Here is a 20106-nt window from a genome sequence, read left to right as displayed (position 1 = left end):
TAATGACGACCTCCACCTCCAGCACCCGCACCCGGATGTCACGGCCGGGCAGCAGCTTGCACAGGACGTAGGGATGCCAAAGGAGCAAGAGAACGACAATGAGCGCTGTCGACACAGGACTTCCTCAACCCGCCAGGGAACACCGACCCCCCGCGCGGCGGGATAGCGCACTGCCGAGAATACCGGTGTCGATCATTTCGCCGTACCGACATTCGAGTGCCCACCAAGCCATGCCTCGACAGTGGCCACGTCGTCGGTGTTCAGCCCGACCCGGGGGTCGACCCGCCACAACTCGGTCGGCACACCCACCCGCCTGCCAAGGAACGCGTCCCGCTCGGCGGGATAGAAGTCGAAGTCGCCGTCCAGCCACACCAGCGGCCTGCCCGCCGCGAACCGCTCCACGGCGGGGAACTTCCACCGCCCACCGGAGTCGTCAAGCTCGACCACGCGGAGCACGGGAAGGCAGATAGCCGGCCCGATGACCGTGTTCGCCCGATGCCCCCACGTCGTCGCCCACGCGAGCTGCGCACCAGTGCGTTCGGCCAGGCCCAGCAGGGCGGGCCCGAGCGCCGGGTTGAGCCAGAGTCGGAGCACCTTGCGCTTGTTCCACCGCGACAGCCGGATCCGGTGCTCCACGAAACCCACCCGCGTCTCCGCGGACCCGGCGAACGGGTTCAGCGGCCCATCGACGTCGAGCAGCACCAGTGGTCTCACCACGCTTGGGCCGCTCTGCTGACTGTGTCGGCCACTGGGTCGTACCCGACGAGCGGGTACCGCGAACCCTCGGCGACGACCAAGACCGGTTTGCCAACCTCGCGCCCGATCGCCCGAAGGAAGCCGCACAGCACGTCCAACCGGTCCTGTCCCTGCAATTCCCTGAGGTCCACGTCGAAGTCGATCTCGTCCACCGAAGAGAACCGAAAGATCGCGAGAACCTCCGGCGCAGGCCAGACCCAGAGCTCCATCGTGGCGTCTTGGCGATCGAGGATCGCGCCCACGTGGGCGGGCAGGTCGACCGAGCGGCCGTCCTCCCGGCACTGGTACGACATGCCGCTCGTCCTGACCAGGTCCACGACTCGCTGCCAGTCCTCCGACGTCGTCGACGACACGTACACGTCCGGCAGGTGACCCAACTCCGGGTCGAAGAGTTCGCGCACCTCATCCCAAAGCAGGTCAGGCTCCACCGTCAGCCACCACTTTCGCCTGGATCAGCACGTCCTCCACCATCGCAGGCGTCAGCCTGCCGGTGAACGTGTTCTGCTGACTGACGTGGTAGCAGCCGAACAGCCGCAGCTCCGGCCCGCCGTCCAACGCCGCCAGCGAATACCGCACCCCGTGCCCGAACACCGGTCGAGGCGCGGGCACCACCCAGTACCGACTCAGGACCGGCAGCACCGCCTGCCAGCCGAACCCACCCAGCACCACCACCGCCCGCAGGGTCGGCCGCAACAGTCCCAGTTCCTGCTCCAGCCACGGCCGACAGTTGTCGCGCTCCTTCGGTGTCGGCTTGTTGGCGGGCGGTGCGCACTTCACCGGGGCCGTGATGCGGACCCCGAACAGCTCCAGCCCGTCGCCGAGGTGGGTGGACGTGGGTTGCGACGCCAGGCCGACCGCGTGCATGGCGGCGTACAGGAAGTCGCCGGAGCGGTCGCCGGTGAACATCCGGCCGGTCCGGTTCGCCCCGTGCGCGGCGGGGGCCAGGCCGACGATGGCGATCGATGCGTCCGGGGGGCCGAAGCCGGGAACCGGGCGGCCCCAGTACTCCTGGTCGCGGAAGGCGGCTCGTTTGACGTGGGCGACCTCCTCGCGCCAGGCGACCAGGCGCGGGCAGGCGCGGCAGCCGGTGACCGCGCGGTCGAGTTCCTCCATAGTCATCGGTTACCGCCAACTGGGTATCCGGTAAGCCGTAGGGTCGCCCCATGGCATCCCAGGACGCACCAGTCGACGGGCCGGACCCGGAGCCCGCCGACGATCTGGTCACGACGTCGCACACGCTGACAGTACGCAAGCGCGAGCTGGCCTACACGGCCACGACCGGCAGACTGGTGCTGCGCAAGGAGGTGATGACCGACGGGACCTTCGACGGCCACCTCCCCAAAGCCGAGGTCTTCGTGACCGCCTACACCCTCGACGGCGCCGACCCGGCCACCCGCCCGGTCACCTTCGCCTTCAACGGCGGCCCCGGCTCGTCGAGCATCTGGCTGCACTTGGGCGTGCTCGGCCCGCGGCGGGTCGTCGCCGGTGACGCCGGCGCGCTCGCCGCGCCGCCGTACGGGCTGGTCGACAACCCGGAAACCCTGCTGACGCACAGCGATCTGGTCTTCATCGACCCCGTGTCCACCGGCTACTCGCGGGCGATCAAGGGCGAGAAACCCGGCGACCACCACGGCTTCCAGGGCGACCTGGAGTCCGTCGGCGAGGTCATCCGGCTCTGGACGACCCGCAACGGCCGGTGGACGTCGCCGAAGTTCCTCGCGGGCGAGTCCTACGGCACCACCCGCGCGGGCGGTCTCGCGCACCACCTGCACACCCGCCACGGCATGTACCTCAACGGCCTGATCCTGATCTCGTCGGTGCTCGACTTCTCCACCCTGATCTTCGCCGAGGGCAACGACCTGCCCTACCCGCTGTACCTGCCGACCTACGCCGCCATCGCGCACCACCACGGCCTGCACGGCGACCGCCCGCTGGACGAAGTCCTCGCCGAGGCGGAGGCCTTCGCGTCCCGCGACTACCCGTGGGCACTCAGCCAAGGGGCCCGTCTGTCCACTGAGGACCGGTCGGCCATCGTGACGACGGTTGCCCGCCTGTCGGGCCTGTCCGAGGAGTACGTCGACCGCGTCGACCTACGCATCGAGCACACCCGCTTCTTCGCCGAACTCCTCCGCCACCGCAAGCAGACCGTCGGCAGGCTCGACGGCCGCTTCACCGGCTGGGACGGCGACTACGGCCGCGAGAAGCTCAGCGAGGACCCGTCGATGTCGGCGATCATGGGCGCCTACACCGCGGGCATCAACCACTACCTGCACGCGGAACTGGGCTACCACAAGGACTTGCCCTACGAGGTGCTGAGCCTGCCGGTCAACCGCGACTGGTCGTTCAAGGAATTCGAGAACGCCCACGTCACCGTCACCGACAAGCTCTCCGCGGTGATGCGGGCCAACCCGCACCTCAAACTCCACGTCGCCTCCGGCTACACCGACGGCGCCACACCGTATTTCGCGACCGACCACACGCTGGCGCACCTGGCGCTGCCCGAGGAACTGCGCGACAACATCGAAGTCGTGTACTACCCGGCGGGCCACATGATGTACATCCACGAACCGAGCAGGCTTCAACAGTCCAAGGACCTGGCCAAGTTCGTGAAGCGGGCGTCGAATCGGTAGCTTCAGCGGCCCGTCCGGCGCAGGAGGGCGCGGGCCGCGTCGGCCTTGAGCGCGGATCGCCAGAGGGCGGTGGTGATCCGTTCGTACAGGGCGACGTCGGCCGGGTCGGTGATGGTGACCTCGGTGTGGTTGATGTCCACGACGACCTGGTCGTCGAACATGCTGTAGCCGTGCTCGGTGATCGTCGGCAGTTCGGCGTTCAGCGGGATGATTCCCAGCCGGACCCGCCGCAGGCAGAGCAGGGCGGTCAAGCGGGCCGATTGCGCGCGCCGGATTTGCGGCGGGCACGGCGGATAGCGCAGGGCCGACTCGCCGACCAGGATCTCGACCGTCTTGGCCGGGTCGTAGAGCACGGCTTGGCGGCGGATCCGGTCGGTGAGGACGGACTCCGGATCGGCCCATCCGCCGTCGGTCAGACCCGCCAGGTGCCGGGAGTAGTCCGCGGAACGGGCGAGGACGGGGACGAGCGAGAAGTCCACCACCACGATCCGGGCGGCCGCCCGCTCCAGGTCGGCGTTGTGTCGCTGCCGTTCCGGTTCGGACTCGTCGGCCAGGCGCTCGCGGACCGCCGCGGAGCGGCCCGGTCGGACCGGGGTGGCGCAGAAGCGGTCACGCCAGGATCGGCGGGCCCGGGGCGACGGCGGGGTGGCCTCGTGCTTTCCGGTCATCACGCCACCTCATTCGGCCGCCCGATGATGCAGGTGATCCCATTTAGCTCGCTTGATCATGGGAGCGCAACTCAGACCTCAGCAAAGACGTCCCGGACGCCCGCCAGGCTCGCACCACGCGAGAGCAGGTGGTGCAGGAGGATCCGGGCCTTCAGCGGGTCGAGGAAACCGGCGGAAATCAGACCCCGGCCCAGCAGGTCGGACTCCGACCCGGGGAACGCGTAGGTCTCGGTGAGAACCGGCCCGGAGCCCGTGCGGGACGCCAGGACGACCGGAACCCGCGCGGCCACCTCACCGAGCCGGTCGACGACCCCGCTGGGCACGTGCCCCACGCCGAAAGCCGCGACGACCAGCCCGTCCACCCGGTCGGCGATGGCGTCGAGAACCGCGCCGTCGTCCCCGAGGGTCATGGTCACGAGGGCGACGGTCGGCCGCCTCGACGGACCCTCCACCTGGGACGGCCGCGAGCGGACCGGACGGTTGAGGATTCGGGCCTCCCCCTCGACCACGTAGCCGAGCGCGCCACCGTTGGGTGACTGGAAGGTGCCGCCGCTGGTCGAGTGGGTCTTGCGGACCCGGCAGGCGGCGTGGATCTCGTCGGCGAACACGACCAGCGCGCCGAGGTCGCGGGTCCGCGGACTGGCCGCCGCCCGGATCGCGGCGAAGAGGTTCGCGGGACCGTCCGCACCGGCCAGCGTCGGGTTGCGCATCGCGCCGGTGACGACGACCGGCTCGGCCCGGGTGTGCACGAGGTCGAGGAAGTACGCGGTCTCCTCGATCGTGTCGGTGCCCTGGGTGACCACGACCCCGTCCGCGCCGCCGTCGAGCCGCCGCTCGATCGCGGCGGCGAGCGCGTCCAGGTCGTCGAACGACAAGGACGCCCCGGGAACCCGTCGGAAGTCCTCGACCTCGACGTCGATCCCCGACTCCGCGAGCCCCGGCACCGCCGCGACGAGCTGCTCGACCGAGAGCGCGGGCACCACCCCGCCGCCGGAGTCCGCGGTCATGGCGATGGTGCCGCCAAGGCCGAACACGACCACTGTGGACACAGGTCCTCCTTGCGGGCAAATGAAAGTGGCCCCCTCCAACCCGGAGGGGGCCACTCACCTCAAACGGTTACTTCAGGAACTTCGCGCCCTTGGTGACGGCGGTGTAAGCGTCCACACCGCCATGGCCGTAGAAGTTGTTGTGCGCCGCGTCGCCCTCGCAGGTGGCGTTGAACTCGGCGGGCCTGCCGACCAGCGTGTAGTCCACCGTCCGCGGGGACGGGCACGCGATGTCGTGTGCCGTGCCCTCGAGGACGCGCTGGGTCTTGGCGGGGTCCAGGTTCACGCCGCCCGCGTTGTACTTGCCGTACTGCGCCACGATCAGCGCCGCCACACCGGAAGCGTGCGGCGAGGCCATCGAGGTGCCCTGCAGGAACTGGTAGTAGCCACAGGAACCGTCCGGCCTGCACGCCTTCTGCACACCGAGCGCCTCGCCGTCGGGGGTGACGTTGCCGTCCGCGTCGATCGCGCCCTCGGTGAGGGCGACGTTCTTCGGGTAGGCCGACAGGATCAGGTTCCCGTTGGTCCGGTACGTCGGAGTCCCGAGCCCGTCGCGGAAGTAGCCGCCCGGGGCCGAGACCGAGATGCGCTCGAAGCCGTAGTTCGAGTAGTCCGCCTTCGCCTGCGACGGACCGAACGAGCTGACGCCGACCGCGTGCGGGCCCTCGACCGGCAGCGAGAAGCAGTCCGCGTTGTCGATCACGCGGTCGTGCTCGTTGCCCGCCGGGTAGTTCGGGCTCGTCGCGTCGGGCAGCGGCTTGCCCAGGTCCTGGTGCTGGTTGCCCAGCGACACGATCTGGGTGACGCCCTTGCGGTAGGCGTACTTCATCGCACGCGTGATCGAGATGATCGCGATGCGCTGCTGCACCTGCTCTTCGGTGCTGTCCGCCGCGTTGCTCTTGCAGTTGTAGAGCCACGGGTCGACGAAGAACGACATGTTGACCACGTCGAGGCCCACGTCACCGGAGTACGTCATCGCGTCGATGACCGGCTGCAGGAAGAAGTAGCCGGAGTCCTGCCCACCGCGGATGTTCACAATGGACACACCAGGCGCGACACCGGAGATGCCGTGGCCGTCGGCCGCGGCGGCGATGGTGCCCGCCACGTGCGTGCCGTGGCCGCCGTTGTCGACATCGGCCGGGTCCACGCAGCCCGCGAACTCACACGGGCCGTCGACTTCCTGGCCGAGGTCGTCGACCGGGATGTCGCGGGTGAAGTTGCGCGACAGCTGACGGTCGAAGTTCGGCGCGATGTCCGGGTGGCTGCCGTCGACACCGGTGTCGAGGACACCGACCTTGACGCGCTTGTCACCGGCCTGGACCTCGCGGGCCAGGTCGGAGCGGACCGACCTGAGGCCCCACAGCTGGGAGTCGAGCGGGTCCATGCCCGCCGCGACGCCACCCTGCGTGCCCTTGCCGCCCGCCGCGCGGTTCTCCTTCTCGACGTCCTTGGCCTTGTCCTTGGGCGCCTTGGCGTCCGGGGACTGGCCGATGGACCTCGATCGGGCCACCGCGGCGACCGACTTCTCCACCGAGAGCCGCTGGGTGAAACCGTTCTCCGGCGCGGTCGCCGTCAGCAGACCGACGGTGCGGTTGCTGGCGACCACGGTGCCACCGGCCTTGCGCACGGCGGCCTCAAGGGCCTCCGTGGCGGTGCCGTCGGCGGCGAGGACGTTGAACTCGACCGACTTCCCGGACAGTTCCTGGCCCGCGGTCGCCGATGGTGTGGCGACCCAGGCGAGGGACACGACCAGCGGGGCCGCGAGCGCTGCTGCCAGCGTCTTGCGTCGCTTCACGCGTACTCCTGTTCGACTCTCTCCAGAATTCCCGGACATCAGGGCACAACCGACTTCTCTTCAGCGAAGTGACAGGCGCTGGGATGCGCCGCCACCCTGGTGATCAGCGCGGGCTCCTCTTCGGCGCAGATGTCCTGCGCCTTCCAGCAGCGCGTGCGGAAGCGGCAGCCCGACGGCGGGTCGACCGGGCTCGGGACGTCGCCTTCGAGCCGGATGATCTGGCGCTGTCCCCGGAGGTCGGGGTCCGGCACCGGCACCGCGGAGAGCAGTGCCTGGGTGTACGGGTGCGTCGGGTGTTCGTAGATCTCCTGCTCGGTGCCGATCTCGACGACCTTGCCCAGGTACATCACCGCGACCCGGTCCGACAGGTGGCGAACCACCGACAGGTCGTGCGCGATGAAGATGTAGGACAGGCCGAACTCGGACTGCAGGTCGCCCAGCAGGTTCATGACCTGCGCCTGGATCGAGACGTCCAATGCGGACACCGGCTCGTCGCAGACGATCACCTTGGGGCGCAGGGCAAGCGCGCGGGCGATGCCGATGCGCTGGCGCTGGCCGCCGGAGAACTGGTGCGGGTAGCGGTTGATGTGCTCGGGGTTGAGCCCGACCACGTCGAGCAGGTCGCGCACCTTCTTCGCCCGCGAACCCTTCGGCGCCACATCGGGGTGGATCTCGAACGGCTCGCCGACGATGTCGCCGACCGTCATGCGCGGGTTGAGCGAGGTGTACGGGTCCTGCAGCACGATCTGGATGTCGCGGCGCAGCTTGCGCAGCTCCGGACCCTTCATCGCGAACATGTCCCGGCCCTCGAAGTGCGCGGAGCCGCTGGTGGGCGGCTCCAGACGCATCAGCACCTGGGCGAGGGTCGACTTGCCGCAGCCGGACTCGCCGACGACGCCGAGGGTCTCACCGCGCCGCAGTTCGAAGGACACGCCGTCGACCGCGCGGACATGGCCGACGGTGCGCTTGAACAGCACGCCCACCTTGACCGGGAAGTGCTTGACGAGGTCGCGCACCTCAAGAATGTTGTCGGTCACTCGGAGATCAGCTCCTCAGCGAAGTGGCAGGCGCTCATCCGGCCGGGCATCAGGCGGTGCTGCGGCGGGACGTCGGTCTTGCAGACGTCCTGGGCCATCGTGCAGCGGGGGTGGAACGGGCAGCCCGTCGGGATCTTGAGCAGACTCGGCGGCAGACCCTTGATCGTCATCAGTTCCTGGCCCCGCTGGTCGAGCCGCGGCAGGGATTCGAGCAGGCCCTTGGTGTAAGGGTGTCCCGGCTTGCGGTACAGCGACAGCGCGTCGGACTGTTCCACGATCCGGCCCGCGTACATGACCGCGATCCGGTCCGCGACCTCGGCGACGACGCCGAGGTCATGGGTGATGAGGATCAGGCCCATGTTCCGCTCGACCTGGATCTCCTTGAGCAGATCCATGATCTGGGCCTGCACGGTGACATCCAGGGCGGTGGTGGGCTCGTCGGCGATCAGCATCTCCGGGTCGAGCGCGAGCGACATCGCGATCATCGCGCGCTGCCGCATGCCGCCGGAGAACTCGTGCGGGTACTGCCGCACGCGCCCCTTGGCGTTGGGGATCTTCACCAGGTCGAGCAGTTCGACGGCCCGCTTGCGCGCGTCCTTTCGGGACATTCCCCGACGGACCCGCAGCTGTTCCTCGATCTGGAAGCCGACGGTGAAAACCGGGTTGAGCGCGGAGAGGGCATCCTGGAAGATCATGGCGATGCCTGAGCCACGCACCTCCCGCCGTCGCCGGTCGCTCGCCGTGAGCAGTTCCTCGCCGTGGAACTTGATCGAGCCGCCCGCGATGACGCCGGGCGGCATGTCGATGATGCCCATGATCGTCTGCGCGGTGACGCTCTTGCCGGAACCGGATTCGCCGAGGACCGCGAGGGTTTCCCCGGCCTCGACGTGGTAGCTGACGCCGTTGAGCACCTTGGCGATGCCGTCACGGGTGTGGAACTCGACGAAGAGATCCTCCACCTGCAGCAGCGGCGCGGTCGGGTCCACCTCTTGGGCGTCCCATGTGGACTCTGTTGTGTTCGCGGACATTCCGCCCTTACCTCATCTTCGGGTCCAGCGCTTCGCGCACGGCGTCGCCGAGCATCACGAAGGCCAGTACGGTCGCGGTCAGGAATGCCGCCGGGAACAGCAGCAGGTGCGGCGCCACCCGGATGTAGTCGCGCGAGCCCGAGATCATGACGCCCCAGGACACGACCGGGTCACGCAGGCCGAGTCCGAGGAACGAAAGCGAGGCCTCCGCGCCGATGAACGCGCCGAGCGCGATGGTGGCGTACACGAGAACCGGGGCGACGGCGTTGGGCAGCATGTGGCGCAGGATGATCCGCGAAGAGTTCGCGCCCAGTGCCCTGGCCGCCTTGACGTAGTCCTGCTGCTTCGCGGTGATCGCCGCCGACCGCATGATGCGCATGCACACCGGCCACGACAGCAGCGAGATCGACACGATGACCAGGAACATGATCTCCGTGACGCTGGTCGAACCGGTTGCCCGGAAGCTCGACAGGATCACGATCGCGCCGAGGACGAACGGCAGGCCGAAGAACACGTCGGCGATGCGCGACATCAAGCCGTCGATCCAGCCGCCGTAGAACCCGGCGAGCAGGCCCAGCGTTCCGCCGATCAGGACCGTGAGGACCGTCGCGCAGATACCGACGATGAGCGACGCCCGGGTTCCGTAGATGGTCCGCGCGAAGATGTCGCGACCCTGCAGGTCGTAGCCGAACCACGCCTCAGCCGACGGGCCGTTGCGGCTTCGGCCGAGGTCGGCGAAGTTCGGGTCGACCGAGGTGAAGAGGAACGGGACAGCGGCCATCACCACGATGAACAGAATCAGGGCGCCGGAAATGATGAACAGCGGGCGCCTGCGCAGGTCGTGCCAGGCGTCCGAGGCGAGGCTGCGGGGCTTGGTGGTGCCCGCCGTCTCGACGTGTTCGGCGGCGGTGACGGAGTCCGATGCCGTGGTGGTCACCGCTGCTCCGGTCGCCGCGGTGCTCGGGTCAGTCATAGCGAATCCTTGGGTCGAGGACTGCGTAGAGCATGTCCACAATCAGATTGGACAGCAGGTAGACGATCACGAGCAGGGTCACAACCCCGGTGACGGTGATGCCTTCCTTTCTCAGGATTCCCAGGTAGACAAGGTTTCCGATGCCCTTGATGTTGAAGATGCCCTCGGTGATGATCGCGCCGCCCATGAGGGCGCCGAGGTCCGTGCCGAGGAAGGTGATCACGGAGATCGCGGAGTTGCGCAAAAGGTGCACACCTACGACCCGGCTCTGCGGCAGGCCCTTGGCCACTGCCGTCCGCACGTAGTCGGAGCGCCTGTTCTCCGCGATCGAAGTCCGCGTCAGCCTCGTCACGTATGCCATCGAAAGGCTGCCCAGCACGAAGCCTGGAACGAGAAGTTCCAGCCATGGCGCGGGCGACGCGGACACTGTCGTCTTGATCCAGCCGAGCTCGAAGCCGAGCACGATCTGCAGGACGAAGCCGGTGACGAACACGGGGAGGGAGATGAGGAACAGGGTCGAGACGAGCACCATGTTGTCCATGAACCCGCGGCCGCGCAGGCCGGTCAGGACACCGGCGGTGATTCCGATGATCGCCTCGATCGCCAGCGCGACGAGCGCGAGGCGGATGGTGTTCGGGTACGCCTCGGCGATGCGTGAGCCCACCGAGATGCCGTTGAACGTCTGACCGAAGTCACCCTGGATCAGGTTCAACATGTACTTGCCGTACTGCACCACGACCGGGTCGTTCAGGTTGAACATCGCGGTCATGTTGTTGATGTACGCGTCGGGGCAGGGCCGGTCGCCGCACTTGCCCGCGAACGGGTCGCCGGGCAGGCTCCAGACCAGCCAGTAGATAAGGAAGGTGGTCCCGAGGAATACCGGGATCAGTTGAAGTAGCCGTCGGAGGACGTAGCGTCCCATTTTCTCGTTCTCCTAACCTGACTTCGGGCCGGGGTGCGGGATCTCCGCACCCCGACCCGAAGTGACTCTGGCTACTTCTTGACCGTCACCGTGGTGAGGTCGAGTTCACGCAGCGAGCTCAGGCGGGCGTTGTCGATCTTCTCCGACCAGCCGTACTGCGCGACCTGGTTCCACAGCGGGATGGCCGGCATGTCCTCGGCCAGGATGCGCTCGGCTTCCTGGTAGAGCTTGTTGGCCTCTTCCACGGTCGGCGCGGCGTCGGCCTTGACGAGCAGGGCGTCCAGCTTCGGGTTCGAGTAGTCGCCGTCGTTGGACGACGCACCCGTGCGGTAGAGCTGGTTCATGAAGTTCTCGATCGACGGGTAGTCCGCGATCCAGCCCGCACGGTAGATGCCCTTGTACTGCTTGGCGTTGGCGATCTGCCGAGCCTCAGCGAACGTCGGGATCGGGGTGTAGGTGCACTCCAGGCCCAGGGCGTTCTTGATGCTGTTGCAGGTGGCGGTCATCCACTCGAGGTGGCCACCGTCGGCGTTGGTGGTGATGTCGATCTTGCCCGTGAAACCGGACTTGGCCAGGTATTCCTTGGCCTTGGTCGGGTTGAACGTGCACAGCTCGCCACACTGGCCCTTGACGTAACCGGGGACCGCCGGGTTGACCCAGCCGTCGGCCGAGATCTTGGTGCCGTCGAAGATCTTCTCGTTGATCTCGTCGCGGTTGATGGCCATCGAGATGGCCTTGCGCAGGTCGGCGTTGCCCCACTTCGGGTCGTACAGCGGGAAGGCCAGGACCTGGTTGCCCATGTACGGCGTCGAGCCGTTGCGGTTGGGCAGGTCGGTCTTGTACTTGCCACCGGCCAGGCCCGAAGGCGGAACGGTGTCAAGGAAGTCGAGCTCGCCGGACACGGTCGCGGTGTAGGCGGCCTCGGTGGTCTCGAAGATCTTGAAGACCAGGTCCTTGAACTTCGGCTTGCCCTCACCCTGGTACTCGTCGTACCGGGTCAGGGTGATGTCGGCGTTCGGGGTCCGCGAGACGAACTTGAACGGACCGTTGCCGACCGGCTTGGCCTCGAAGGCCTTCTGGTCGGAGAAGAACAGGTCCGGCAGCGGGTAGAACGGGTTGTAGCCCAGCTTCAGCGGGAACACCGAGAACGAGTCGCCGAGGGTGACCTCGAACGTCGTGTCGTCGATGACCTTCAGGCCGGACATGGTCTTCGACGCGGGCTCCGGAGCCGCGGCCGGGCCCTTGGCGCCGTCCGGGTCAAGGGTGTGGACATCCTTGTAGCCCTGGACCTGCTCGAAGAAGCTCGCGCCCTGCTGCCCGTTGGGGCTGTAGGCGGTGTAGTTCCAGGCGTCGACGTAGTTCTTCGCCTTGACGTCGGTGCCGTCGTGGAACTTCCAGCCCGGCTTCAGCTTGATCGTGAACACCTTGGAGTCGGTGGTCTTGATCTCCTGCGCGTGGGCGTTCTTCGACGCGCCGGTGACCGCGTCGTACTCGGTCAGACCGGTGAACAGCGCGCGGATGACCTTGCTGCCGCCGCTCTCGGTCGTGTTGCCAGGCACGAGGGGGTTCTCGGGCTCGGTGGCGAATGCGGACAGCTTGCCGTCCGGGTTGCTGTCGCCGCTTCCGGTGCCGCTGTCATTGTTGGCACCACCGCCGCAACTCGCTACCACAAGTGCAAGCGGCATCACCGACGCTGCTATCCAGCGTGGTTTACGCATGGGTCTCCTCCCAAGCTCGGGTTCGACGTGCTTTGGGCTGTCCGCCATCGGGCTCCGTCGTCACGAAGCGGTACCGCCCGCTCCGAAAGTGAGTGGAAGTTAACCCGAGGGGCGAATCGACCGGCGGTCGAGGGCGTCACAAACGAGTCACAATCGAACCATGTTCATCCATTTGGGGGATATCTCGATCCGGAAGTGACCGGTAGTCGAACACTTCCTTTGTCCAATCGCTGCCAGGTCATTGTTGAGACGCGGGTCACCTCGTCACTCAGGGTCAGGCGGTTCACTGATCGACAAGGCGATCCCGTCCAAGATGTCGTGTTCGCTGGCCAGCAATTCTGTGATACCCGTCTCAGAAAATAGCCGCTCAGCGATACTTTGCACGATCAAAGCGCCGCCCCCGATCACATCCACCCGACCGGGGTGCAGCACCGGCATCGCCGCCCGCTCTTCGTGACCCACGGTGAGCAATCGCCGCGCCGCGTCACGAATGCCGGCGGCGGTCAGGCGGGACAGGTGGATTTCGTCCGAGTCGTACGCCGGCAGATTTAGGACAAGCGCGGAGAGTGTCGTGACCGTCCCCGCGACGCCGACCCACGTCCGCGCCTGCGCCACCGGCACCGCGTCGAACGCCTCGGCGAGGACATCGTCGGCGACCTTGCGGGCCTTAGCGATCTGCTCCTCGCTGGGCGGGTCGTCGGGCAGGGCGCGCTCGGTGAGCCGCACGCAGCCGATGTCGACGGATTTGGCGGCCTGGATCGTGGCCTTCACCCCGTCCCAGGTCCCGACGACGAACTCGGTCGAGCCGCCGCCGATGTCGGTCACCAGGAAAGGCCCGTCATCGGGCGGGAGGTCGCCGACGGCGCCGATGAAGGACAGGCGGGCCTCCTCGTCCCCGGTGATCACCTCGGCCTCCACGCCGAGGACCTCGCGGGTCATGGCGAAGAAGTCGTCCCGGTTGCCCGCGTCGCGGGTGGCGGAGGTGGCGACCATGCGCACCCGCTCGGCCCCCTTGCGGCGCATGATCGCCACGTAGTCGGTCAGGGCGACCCTGGTGCGCCCGATGGCCTCGGGCGCCAGCATGCCGGTGGCGTCCACCCCCTGCCCCAACCGCACGATCCGCATTTCCCGGTGGACGTCGCGCAACCAGACGGACCCGTCATCGCGGTGCGTCAGATCGGCGACGAGCAGGCGGATGGAGTTCGTTCCACAGTCGATCGCGGCAACCCTCGTCATGCTCGGAAGCCTAGACATGCCAAGGCATCGAAGACCGCTTGTGTGGGCCGCGTTTCACCACATCGCGCACTCTGGACCCGGCCGCGCCACGCCGTACCTCGGCGGCCGGTTGGCCTATTGGGACAACGGCCCACCGCAGGCGGCCTGGCGGATTACCGCCGGCAGCGAGAGCCCGCTCGCCAAGGGCAACCTGCCGGCACCCACCTGGTTCAAGTGACGACCGCGCACGACCTGGGCATCCCCAGCCCCCGACGAGCGGCTGTCACCCAAGGCCCCATCGCGTGCCCGGAACCCAGCACCCCGCCGATTCCCCCAGCCCGCGATCAACTCTTCGAAAAACCGCGCCGGAGCACGGCAAAGCCCCCACCCACCCCGGGGGGACGTCCCTTGGCCAGTCTATCGGCTGGGGGTGACGGGACCCGGGTTTTGGGTGGGGGCTGTGGATAAGCCGTGCGGTTGTGGATAGAGGTCAGGGAGCGGGCGTGGTCGTGGGGATCGCCGAGCCCGCTTCGCCGCTCGGGGTGGTCGAGGGCGGCGGGGTGGTGGTGGTCGGCGTGGCGCACGGGTCCGTGGGCTCTTCCGCGGACGGGTTGGTCGTCGGGGCCGGGGTCGTCGGGGTCGCCGTGGGCTCGCACGACGGGGTGGTCGTGGACGGCGGCGTCGTCGTGGACGGCGGCGTGGTCGACGACGACGGCGGGATCGTCGTGGTCGGCTTGGTCGACGAGGACGAAGACGACGGAGGCGCGGACGTGGTGGTCGGCTGCGAGGTCGCGGGCGCCGTGGAGCCAGGCGCCGTGGACGACGGCGGCGGGGTGATCACGCCTGCCGCGGGCGGGTTCGGGCCCGGCGCGGGCGCGCCGAGGTGCTCGATCTCGTCGACCGGGGTCGTCGGGACCGGGGTGACGCCCTTGGCGTACGCGTCGGCCCAGTGCATGACGGTGCGCACGTAGCTGTCGGAGTGGTTGTAGCGCCAGATCGCGGCGGCCCGGTTGCGCGGGTCGGCCATGTTCATGCCGCCGGAGCACAGGTACTTGGCCGAGCCGACGGTCGCGTCGTAGATGTTGTTCGGGTTGGTCTCGCCGTCGCCGTTGCCGTCGGAGGCGTAGCCCTTCCAGGTCGACGGGATGAACTGCATCGGGCCGACCGCGCGGTCCCAGCGGCTGTCGCCGTCGTAGCGGCCGCCGTCGGTGTCGCTGATCGCGGCGAAGCCGCCGCCGTTGAGGACCGGGCCGAGGATCGGGGACGCGGTGTTGCCGTGCGCGTCGACCCGGCCGCCGCGGGCGTGGTTGGACTCGATGCGGCCGATGCTGGCCAGCAGAGACCACTCCATGTTGCAGCCCGGAGTCGTGGTGTTGATCGTCTGCGTCGCGCGCATGTACGCGTCGAGCATGGTGCCCGGGATACCGAGCGGCCCGCTCGGAAGCGGGCCGTGGCCGAACGCGAGGACACCGGGGTCCCCAGCGGCTGCGAGCACCTGCGAGCCGAGCTCGCCGTTCTCCGGGCGCGAGCCGTCGGCGCTGACCTCCGACGGGTCGGTGAGACCGACCAGGCCGCCACCCGCACTGCTGGCGAGCGCCACCTCGGTGGTGTCCTCGCCCGTGACATACACCGGTTCACCGGCCGCGACCGCGGGGACGATCATCAAGGCCCCCGCCGCGGCGACCGCACTGCGTCGCTTGCCAGTGCGCTTACCCCTGTCGGGAGAATCTCCGGACTTCGTCGCACTCACTGAAAATCAGCCCCTCGCTTGTCTGGCCGCCGGTATGTCTGTAACCGACCTGGGTGACGCTCCTCGGCTGTCTACCCTGCCTCATTCATCGCCATGAGTCACCGTCCTCGTAACATCTCGCGACAAAATAGGGTCGGAAGTCTGTTCAAACCCGCACTTCTGGGCACCGTTTGTTAACCGGCGACACAATGTGTCACCGATCGGTGACGGAATGGCAGACCCTTCAGGTTGCACGGCGACGCGGATTAGTCTCAGGAAATGAGCGCGCCGCTGCCTCTCGACGCCACCCACCAGGTCACCAACCAAGCCCCTCCCCTGCACGGCTTCGACCCGTTGGCCTGCGACCCGGCGCTGGTCGGGGCGCTGCGGGCGTTCGGATCGGACGACGTCGTCGGGTCGCTGTCGGCGCTGGCCGTCGAGGCGGGCTCCGAGGTCGCCCGCGAGCACGGCAGGCTCGCCAACGACAACCCACCGACCCTGCGCACCCACGACCGCTACGGCAACCGGGTCGACGAGGTCGACTTCCACCCGTCGTGGCACTGGCTGATGGGCCGGGCCGTGGCCCACGGGCTGCACGGCGCTCCCTGGGCGGGTGGCGCCCACGCGCACCTGCGGCGGGCGGCGGCGTTCATGGTGTGGTCGCAGGTCGAGGCGGGCCACGGCTGCCCGATCTCGATGACCTACGCGGCCGTGCCCGCGCTGCGGCACAACCCGGAGGTGGCCGCCCGGTTCGAGCCGGGGCTGGTCTCACCGGTCTACGACCCGGGCCTGCGCGAGCCGGGCGCCAAGGCCGGGCTGCTCGCCGGGATGTCGATGACGGAGAAGCAGGGCGGCTCCGACGTGCGGGCCAACACGACCGTCGCCACCCCGCTCGCGGACGGGACGTACGCCCTCGTCGGCCACAAGTGGTTCACCTCCGCGCCGATGAACGACCTGTTCCTCACCCTCGCCCAAGCCCCCGGCGGGCTCACCTGCTTCGTGCTCCCCCGCGTGCTGCCCGATGGCACGCGCAACGCGCTGCGGCTGCAGCGGCTCAAGGACAAGCTCGGCAACAAGTCGAATGCCTCGTCGGAGATCGAGTACGCGAACGCGGTCGGCTGGCGTCTCGGCGAGGAGGGCCGCGGGGTCCGCACGATCATCGAGATGGTCACGATGACCCGGCTCGACTGTGTGCTCGGCTCGACGGCGGGCATCCGGATCGCCCTGTCGGAGGCGGCCCACCACGTGGCCCACCGGTCCGCGTTCGGCACCGTGCTGCGCGAGCAGCCCGCCATGTCGGCGGTGATCGCGGACCTGGCGCTGGAGTCCGAGGCCGCCACGGTGCTCGCCCTGCGCCTCGCATCTGAAGTGGACAGTGGCGGCGAGTTGCTGAGGCTAGCGCTGCCCGCGGCGAAGTTCTTCATCTGCAAGCGCGCGCCCATGGTCGTGGCGGAAGCGTTGGAGTGCTTGGGCGGCAACGGTTATGTCGAGGAGTCAGGCATGCCCAGGCTTTACCGCGAGGCGCCGCTGATGTCCATCTGGGAGGGCTCGGGGAACGTCACCGCACTCGACGTGCTGCGGGCGATGACCCGCGAGCCGTCCAGTGTGGACGCGCTGTTCGAGGAACTCGCCACCACCATGGGCGCGGATTCCCGGCTGGACGCGGCGGTCTCGGACCTGGAATCGGAGATGGAGGCGGCGACACCCGCGCGGGCCCGGCGGGTCGCCGAGCTGATCACCCTGTGCCTGCAGGGAAGCCTACTGGTCCGACACGCCCCCGAAGTCGCCGACGCGTTCCTCGCGTCGCGCTTCGGCGAGCGCAGCGGGGTGCTCGGGGTGCTGCCCTCCGAGGTCGACACCGCGGCTCTCGTGGACCGGGTCACGCCGGGTGTAGCCGTGCCGTCCGCCTAGCTCGCGGCGCAGTCGCCCGTCGGGTAGGTCTCCGACAGCAGGGCCAAGGCCTCGTCGCCGAACGGGTTGACGCCGGGACCCTTGGCCAAGGCGTGCGGACGTGCAGGTGCAGGCCCTTGACCCCGGTCGGCATGCCGCCCGCGCGGGCCCGGCGGGTCGCCGAGCTGATCACTCTGTGCCCGCAGGGAAGCCTGCTGCCTTCCGAGGTCGACACGTGCCCCTGGCCAACCGGGTCACGCCGGGTGTAGCCGTGCCGTCCGCCTAGCTCGCGGCGCAGTCGCCCGTCGGGTAGGTCTCTGACAGCAGGGCCAAGGCCTCGTCGCCGAACGGGTTGACGCCGGGGCCCTTGGCCAGGGCATGCGCGACGTGCACGTGCAGGCACTTGACCCGGGTGGGCATGCCGCCTGCGCTGACGTCGGTGCCCAGCGACTCGATGGCGTCGCGCTCGGCCAGGTAGTCGTTGTGCGCGGCCAGGTACTGCGCCGCCAGCGCCTCGTCCTCGGCGAGCCGGTCGGTCATCTCCTTCATGAGACCGGTGGTCTCGAGGGTGGAGATCTGCGACGCGAGCTTGTTGCAGGTCAAGTAGTACAGCGTCGGGAACGGCGTGCCGTCCTCGAGCCGCGGGCTCGTCTGGATCACCGACGGGTGACCGCTGGGACAGCGCGCCGCGACGGCGCGGGTACCGCGCGGCACCCGGCCGAGCTGCTGGGCGACCATGGCGATGTCGGCCTCGGTGACGGGCTCGAGGGTCACCGGCCCGCTCCGTGCACCGAGTCCCACAGCGCCTGGTACCAGGCCTGCTGCGAGATCGGGTGGGTCGGCTTCTGACCCGCGCCGGGGCCACCCGCCTCGGCGGGCAACTCGACCATGTAGGGCGTCTCCCCTGGCATCACGTACCGCAATCTCCTCTTGGCTTCGGCCTGGATCTGCGCGGGATCGGCCAACTGCGCCTTGCGCCGCTCAAGTTCCTCGACCTCGGCCCGTAACTCGGCCTGCCGCCGCTCCTGGACCTGCACGTCGGTCCGCTGCGACAGGTAGGTCCGCAGCGGCACCGCCACGCTCAGGGCCAGCGCGCCGACCACGGTCGCCAGCACCGCGGCGCGCCGCGTCGTCGACAGCCCGAGCGGGCCGAGCCGGGTGGCGCGCTTGGCGGGCGGGCGCTTGGGCGGCTCCTTCGCGGGGACCGCGGCGGCCGGGCGCGTACGGCGGACACTCTCCGGACGGCGGGCGGCGGATGCCCCGCCACGCCTGCCGCCCCGATCGCCTCCGCGCCCGGCCATCGGACTCAGGACTCCGGTGTGAAGCGCGGGAACGCGAGATCGCCCGCGTACCGCGCCGCGTCGCCGAGGGTCTCCTCGATGCGCAGCAGCTGGTTGTACTTCGCGGTGCGCTCACCGCGGGCGGGGGCGCCGGTCTTGATCTGGCCCACGCCGGTCGCGACCGCGAGGTCGGCGATCGTGGTGTCCTCGGTCTCGCCGGAACGGTGGCTCATCATGCTGCGGTAGCCGTAGGACGTGGCCAGGGTGACCGCGTCGAGCGTCTCCGACAGGGTGCCGATCTGGTTGACCTTCACCAGCAGCGCGTTCGCGGCGCGGCGGGCGATGCCCTCCTCGAGCCGGTCCGGGTTGGTGACGAACAGGTCGTCGCCGACGATCTGCACGCGCTCGCCGATCTCGGCGGTCAGGCGCACCCAGCCGTCCCAGTCGTCCTCGGACAGCGGGTCCTCGATGGAGACCATCGGGTAGTCGTTGATCAGCTGCGTGTAGTACTCGATGAGCTGCTCGGCGCTCTTCTTGGCGCCCTCGAAGCTGTAGGCGCCGTCGGAGTAGAACTCGGTGGCGGCGACGTCGAGCGCGAGCGCGACGTCGCGGCCCGGGCGGTAGCCCGCCTTCTCGATGGCGACCAGGATCAGGTCCAGCGCCTCGCGGTTGTTGCCCAGGCTCGGCGCGAAGCCGCCCTCGTCGCCGAGGCCGGTGCCCAGGCCCTTGGCCTTCAGCACGGACTTGAGCGCGTGGTAGACCTCGGTGCCCCAGCGCAGACCCTCGCGGAAGCTCTCCGCGCCGATCGGCGCGATCATGAACTCCTGGATGTCCACGTCGGTGTCGGCGTGCGCGCCGCCGTTGAGGATGTTCAGCATCGGCACCGGAAGCACGTGCGCGTTCGGGCCGCCGAGGTAGCGGAACAGCTCCAGGCCGCTGGACTCGGCCGCCGCCTTCGCCACCGCGAGGGAGACACCCAGGATGGCGTTGGCGCCCAGGCGCGACTTGTCCGGCGTGCCGTCGAGGTCGACCAGCTTCTGGTCGACGATGCGCTGGTCGACCGCGTCGATGCCGGCCAGCTCGGGGCCGATCTCGTCGAGGACGGCGGTGACGGCCTTCTCGACACCCTTGCCGCCGTAGCGCTTCGGGTCGCCGTCACGAAGCTCGACGGCCTCGTGCTCGCCCGTCGACGCCCCGGACGGGACCGCCGCTCGCGCCAGAGTCCCGTCGTCCAGCGCGACCTCCACCTCAATGGTGGGATTGCCGCGCGAGTCCAGGATCTCGCGTGCGCCGACCTGCTCGATGACCGCCACGTGGTGCTCCTCACAAAGCGTGCTATGTATCCGAGACGAGCCTAGCGGGGCGGATGGGCGGCTCGTCGAAGGCACGTCGGGCAGGCTCGGATCAACCCCCGTACGG

At 68.9% G+C, this 20106-nt stretch carries 18 protein-coding genes; 2 read left to right on the top strand and 16 right to left on the bottom strand.

Annotation, left to right across the window (positions count from 1 at the left end; all coding sequences use genetic code 11):
• Nucleotides 1-192: 192 nt before the first annotated feature.
• The 3 genes from C8E96_RS11880 to C8E96_RS11870 are packed head-to-tail and all read right to left on the bottom strand — an operon-like array spanning nucleotide 193 to nucleotide 1875.
• Nucleotides 193-717 carry an HAD domain-containing protein gene (locus tag C8E96_RS11880; protein ID WP_133794365.1) on the bottom strand — a complete coding sequence of 175 codons (525 nt, stop codon included), beginning with the start codon at nucleotides 715-717 and terminating at the stop codon, nucleotides 193-195.
• Nucleotides 711-1184 (bottom strand): hypothetical protein, encoded by a 474-nt coding sequence (locus tag C8E96_RS11875; RefSeq protein WP_176926787.1) that lies wholly within the window; start codon nucleotides 1182-1184, stop codon nucleotides 711-713. The genes C8E96_RS11880 and C8E96_RS11875 overlap by 7 nt, the downstream gene beginning before the upstream one ends.
• Nucleotides 1174-1875 (bottom strand): uracil-DNA glycosylase, encoded by a 702-nt coding sequence (locus C8E96_RS11870; RefSeq protein WP_091378672.1) that lies wholly within the window; start codon nucleotides 1873-1875, stop codon nucleotides 1174-1176. The genes C8E96_RS11875 and C8E96_RS11870 overlap by 11 nt, the downstream gene beginning before the upstream one ends.
• A 44-nt stretch (nucleotides 1876-1919) precedes the next feature.
• On the opposite strand from C8E96_RS11870, the gene C8E96_RS11865 reads away from it, so the two are divergent.
• On the top strand, nucleotides 1920-3386 hold the full coding sequence (locus tag C8E96_RS11865) for a S10 family peptidase (protein WP_091378675.1): 1467 nt from the start codon (nucleotides 1920-1922) through the stop codon (nucleotides 3384-3386).
• Between the two features lie 2 nt (nucleotides 3387-3388).
• Here C8E96_RS11865 and C8E96_RS11860 read toward each other — a convergent pair whose 3' ends face one another.
• The 10 genes from C8E96_RS11860 to C8E96_RS11815 form a co-directional block, all read right to left on the bottom strand.
• Nucleotides 3389-4054: a DUF5753 domain-containing protein gene (locus C8E96_RS11860; RefSeq protein ID WP_091378677.1), complete on the bottom strand. Its 666-nt coding sequence runs from the start codon at nucleotides 4052-4054 to the stop codon at nucleotides 3389-3391.
• 71 nt (nucleotides 4055-4125) lie between these two features.
• Nucleotides 4126-5103, bottom strand: a complete 978-nt coding sequence (locus tag C8E96_RS11855) for an asparaginase (protein WP_228770035.1) — start codon at nucleotides 5101-5103, stop codon at nucleotides 4126-4128.
• Nucleotides 5104-5170: 67 nt separating this feature from the next.
• Nucleotides 5171-6934 (bottom strand): S8 family peptidase, encoded by a 1764-nt coding sequence (locus C8E96_RS11850; RefSeq protein ID WP_091378681.1) that lies wholly within the window; start codon nucleotides 6932-6934, stop codon nucleotides 5171-5173.
• A complete protein-coding gene (locus C8E96_RS11845) occupies nucleotides 6934-7932 on the bottom strand; it encodes an ABC transporter ATP-binding protein (protein ID WP_091378683.1) in 999 nt (332 codons plus the stop codon). The genes C8E96_RS11850 and C8E96_RS11845 overlap by 1 nt, the downstream gene beginning before the upstream one ends.
• Nucleotides 7929-8960, bottom strand: a complete 1032-nt coding sequence (locus C8E96_RS11840; protein ID WP_091378686.1) for an ABC transporter ATP-binding protein — start codon at nucleotides 8958-8960, stop codon at nucleotides 7929-7931. The genes C8E96_RS11845 and C8E96_RS11840 overlap by 4 nt, the downstream gene beginning before the upstream one ends.
• A 7-nt stretch (nucleotides 8961-8967) precedes the next feature.
• Complete coding sequence (locus C8E96_RS11835) at nucleotides 8968-9933, bottom strand: ABC transporter permease (protein WP_091378689.1); 966 nt, start codon at nucleotides 9931-9933, stop codon at nucleotides 8968-8970.
• The gene (locus C8E96_RS11830; RefSeq protein WP_091378692.1) at nucleotides 9926-10855 is read right to left on the bottom strand and encodes an ABC transporter permease; all 930 of its coding nucleotides are present in this window, start codon (nucleotides 10853-10855) and stop codon (nucleotides 9926-9928) included. Before C8E96_RS11830 ends, C8E96_RS11835 begins: the two co-directional genes overlap by 8 nt.
• Nucleotides 10856-10926: 71 nt before the next feature.
• A complete protein-coding gene (locus tag C8E96_RS11825; protein WP_228770036.1) occupies nucleotides 10927-12540 on the bottom strand; it encodes a peptide ABC transporter substrate-binding protein in 1614 nt (537 codons plus the stop codon).
• A gap of 297 nt (nucleotides 12541-12837) precedes the next feature.
• Entirely contained in the window at nucleotides 12838-13809 is a 972-nt protein-coding gene (locus C8E96_RS11820; RefSeq protein ID WP_091378694.1) for a Ppx/GppA phosphatase family protein, read from the bottom strand.
• A 469-nt stretch (nucleotides 13810-14278) separates the two neighbouring features.
• Entirely contained in the window at nucleotides 14279-15451 is a 1173-nt protein-coding gene (locus tag C8E96_RS11815) for a lytic transglycosylase domain-containing protein (RefSeq protein ID WP_091378697.1), read from the bottom strand.
• A gap of 345 nt (nucleotides 15452-15796) precedes the next feature.
• Here C8E96_RS11815 and C8E96_RS11810 point away from each other — a divergent pair, with 345 nt between their 5' ends.
• The gene (locus tag C8E96_RS11810; RefSeq protein ID WP_091378700.1) at nucleotides 15797-17428 is read left to right on the top strand and encodes an acyl-CoA dehydrogenase family protein; all 1632 of its coding nucleotides are present in this window, start codon (nucleotides 15797-15799) and stop codon (nucleotides 17426-17428) included.
• A 261-nt stretch (nucleotides 17429-17689) separates the two neighbouring features.
• On the opposite strand, the gene C8E96_RS11800 is transcribed toward C8E96_RS11810, so the two are convergent.
• The 3 genes from C8E96_RS11800 to eno are packed head-to-tail and all read right to left on the bottom strand — an operon-like array spanning nucleotide 17690 to nucleotide 20000.
• Nucleotides 17690-18145: a DUF501 domain-containing protein gene (locus C8E96_RS11800; protein ID WP_091379459.1), complete on the bottom strand. Its 456-nt coding sequence runs from the start codon at nucleotides 18143-18145 to the stop codon at nucleotides 17690-17692.
• 32 nt (nucleotides 18146-18177) lie between these two features.
• Nucleotides 18178-18708, bottom strand: coding sequence for an FtsB family cell division protein (locus tag C8E96_RS11795; RefSeq protein ID WP_091378704.1), 531 nt, complete (start codon nucleotides 18706-18708; stop codon nucleotides 18178-18180).
• Between the two features lie 5 nt (nucleotides 18709-18713).
• Complete coding sequence (eno, locus tag C8E96_RS11790) at nucleotides 18714-20000, bottom strand: phosphopyruvate hydratase (RefSeq protein WP_091378707.1); 1287 nt, start codon at nucleotides 19998-20000, stop codon at nucleotides 18714-18716.
• Nucleotides 20001-20106: the final 106 nt, after the last annotated feature.

Source organism: Actinokineospora alba, from assembly GCF_004362515.1.
Classification (GTDB): domain Bacteria; phylum Actinomycetota; class Actinomycetes; order Mycobacteriales; family Pseudonocardiaceae; genus Actinokineospora; species Actinokineospora alba.
The sequence above is the reverse complement of the archived record's forward strand: the minus strand, read 5'-3'. Positions and strand labels throughout refer to the sequence as shown.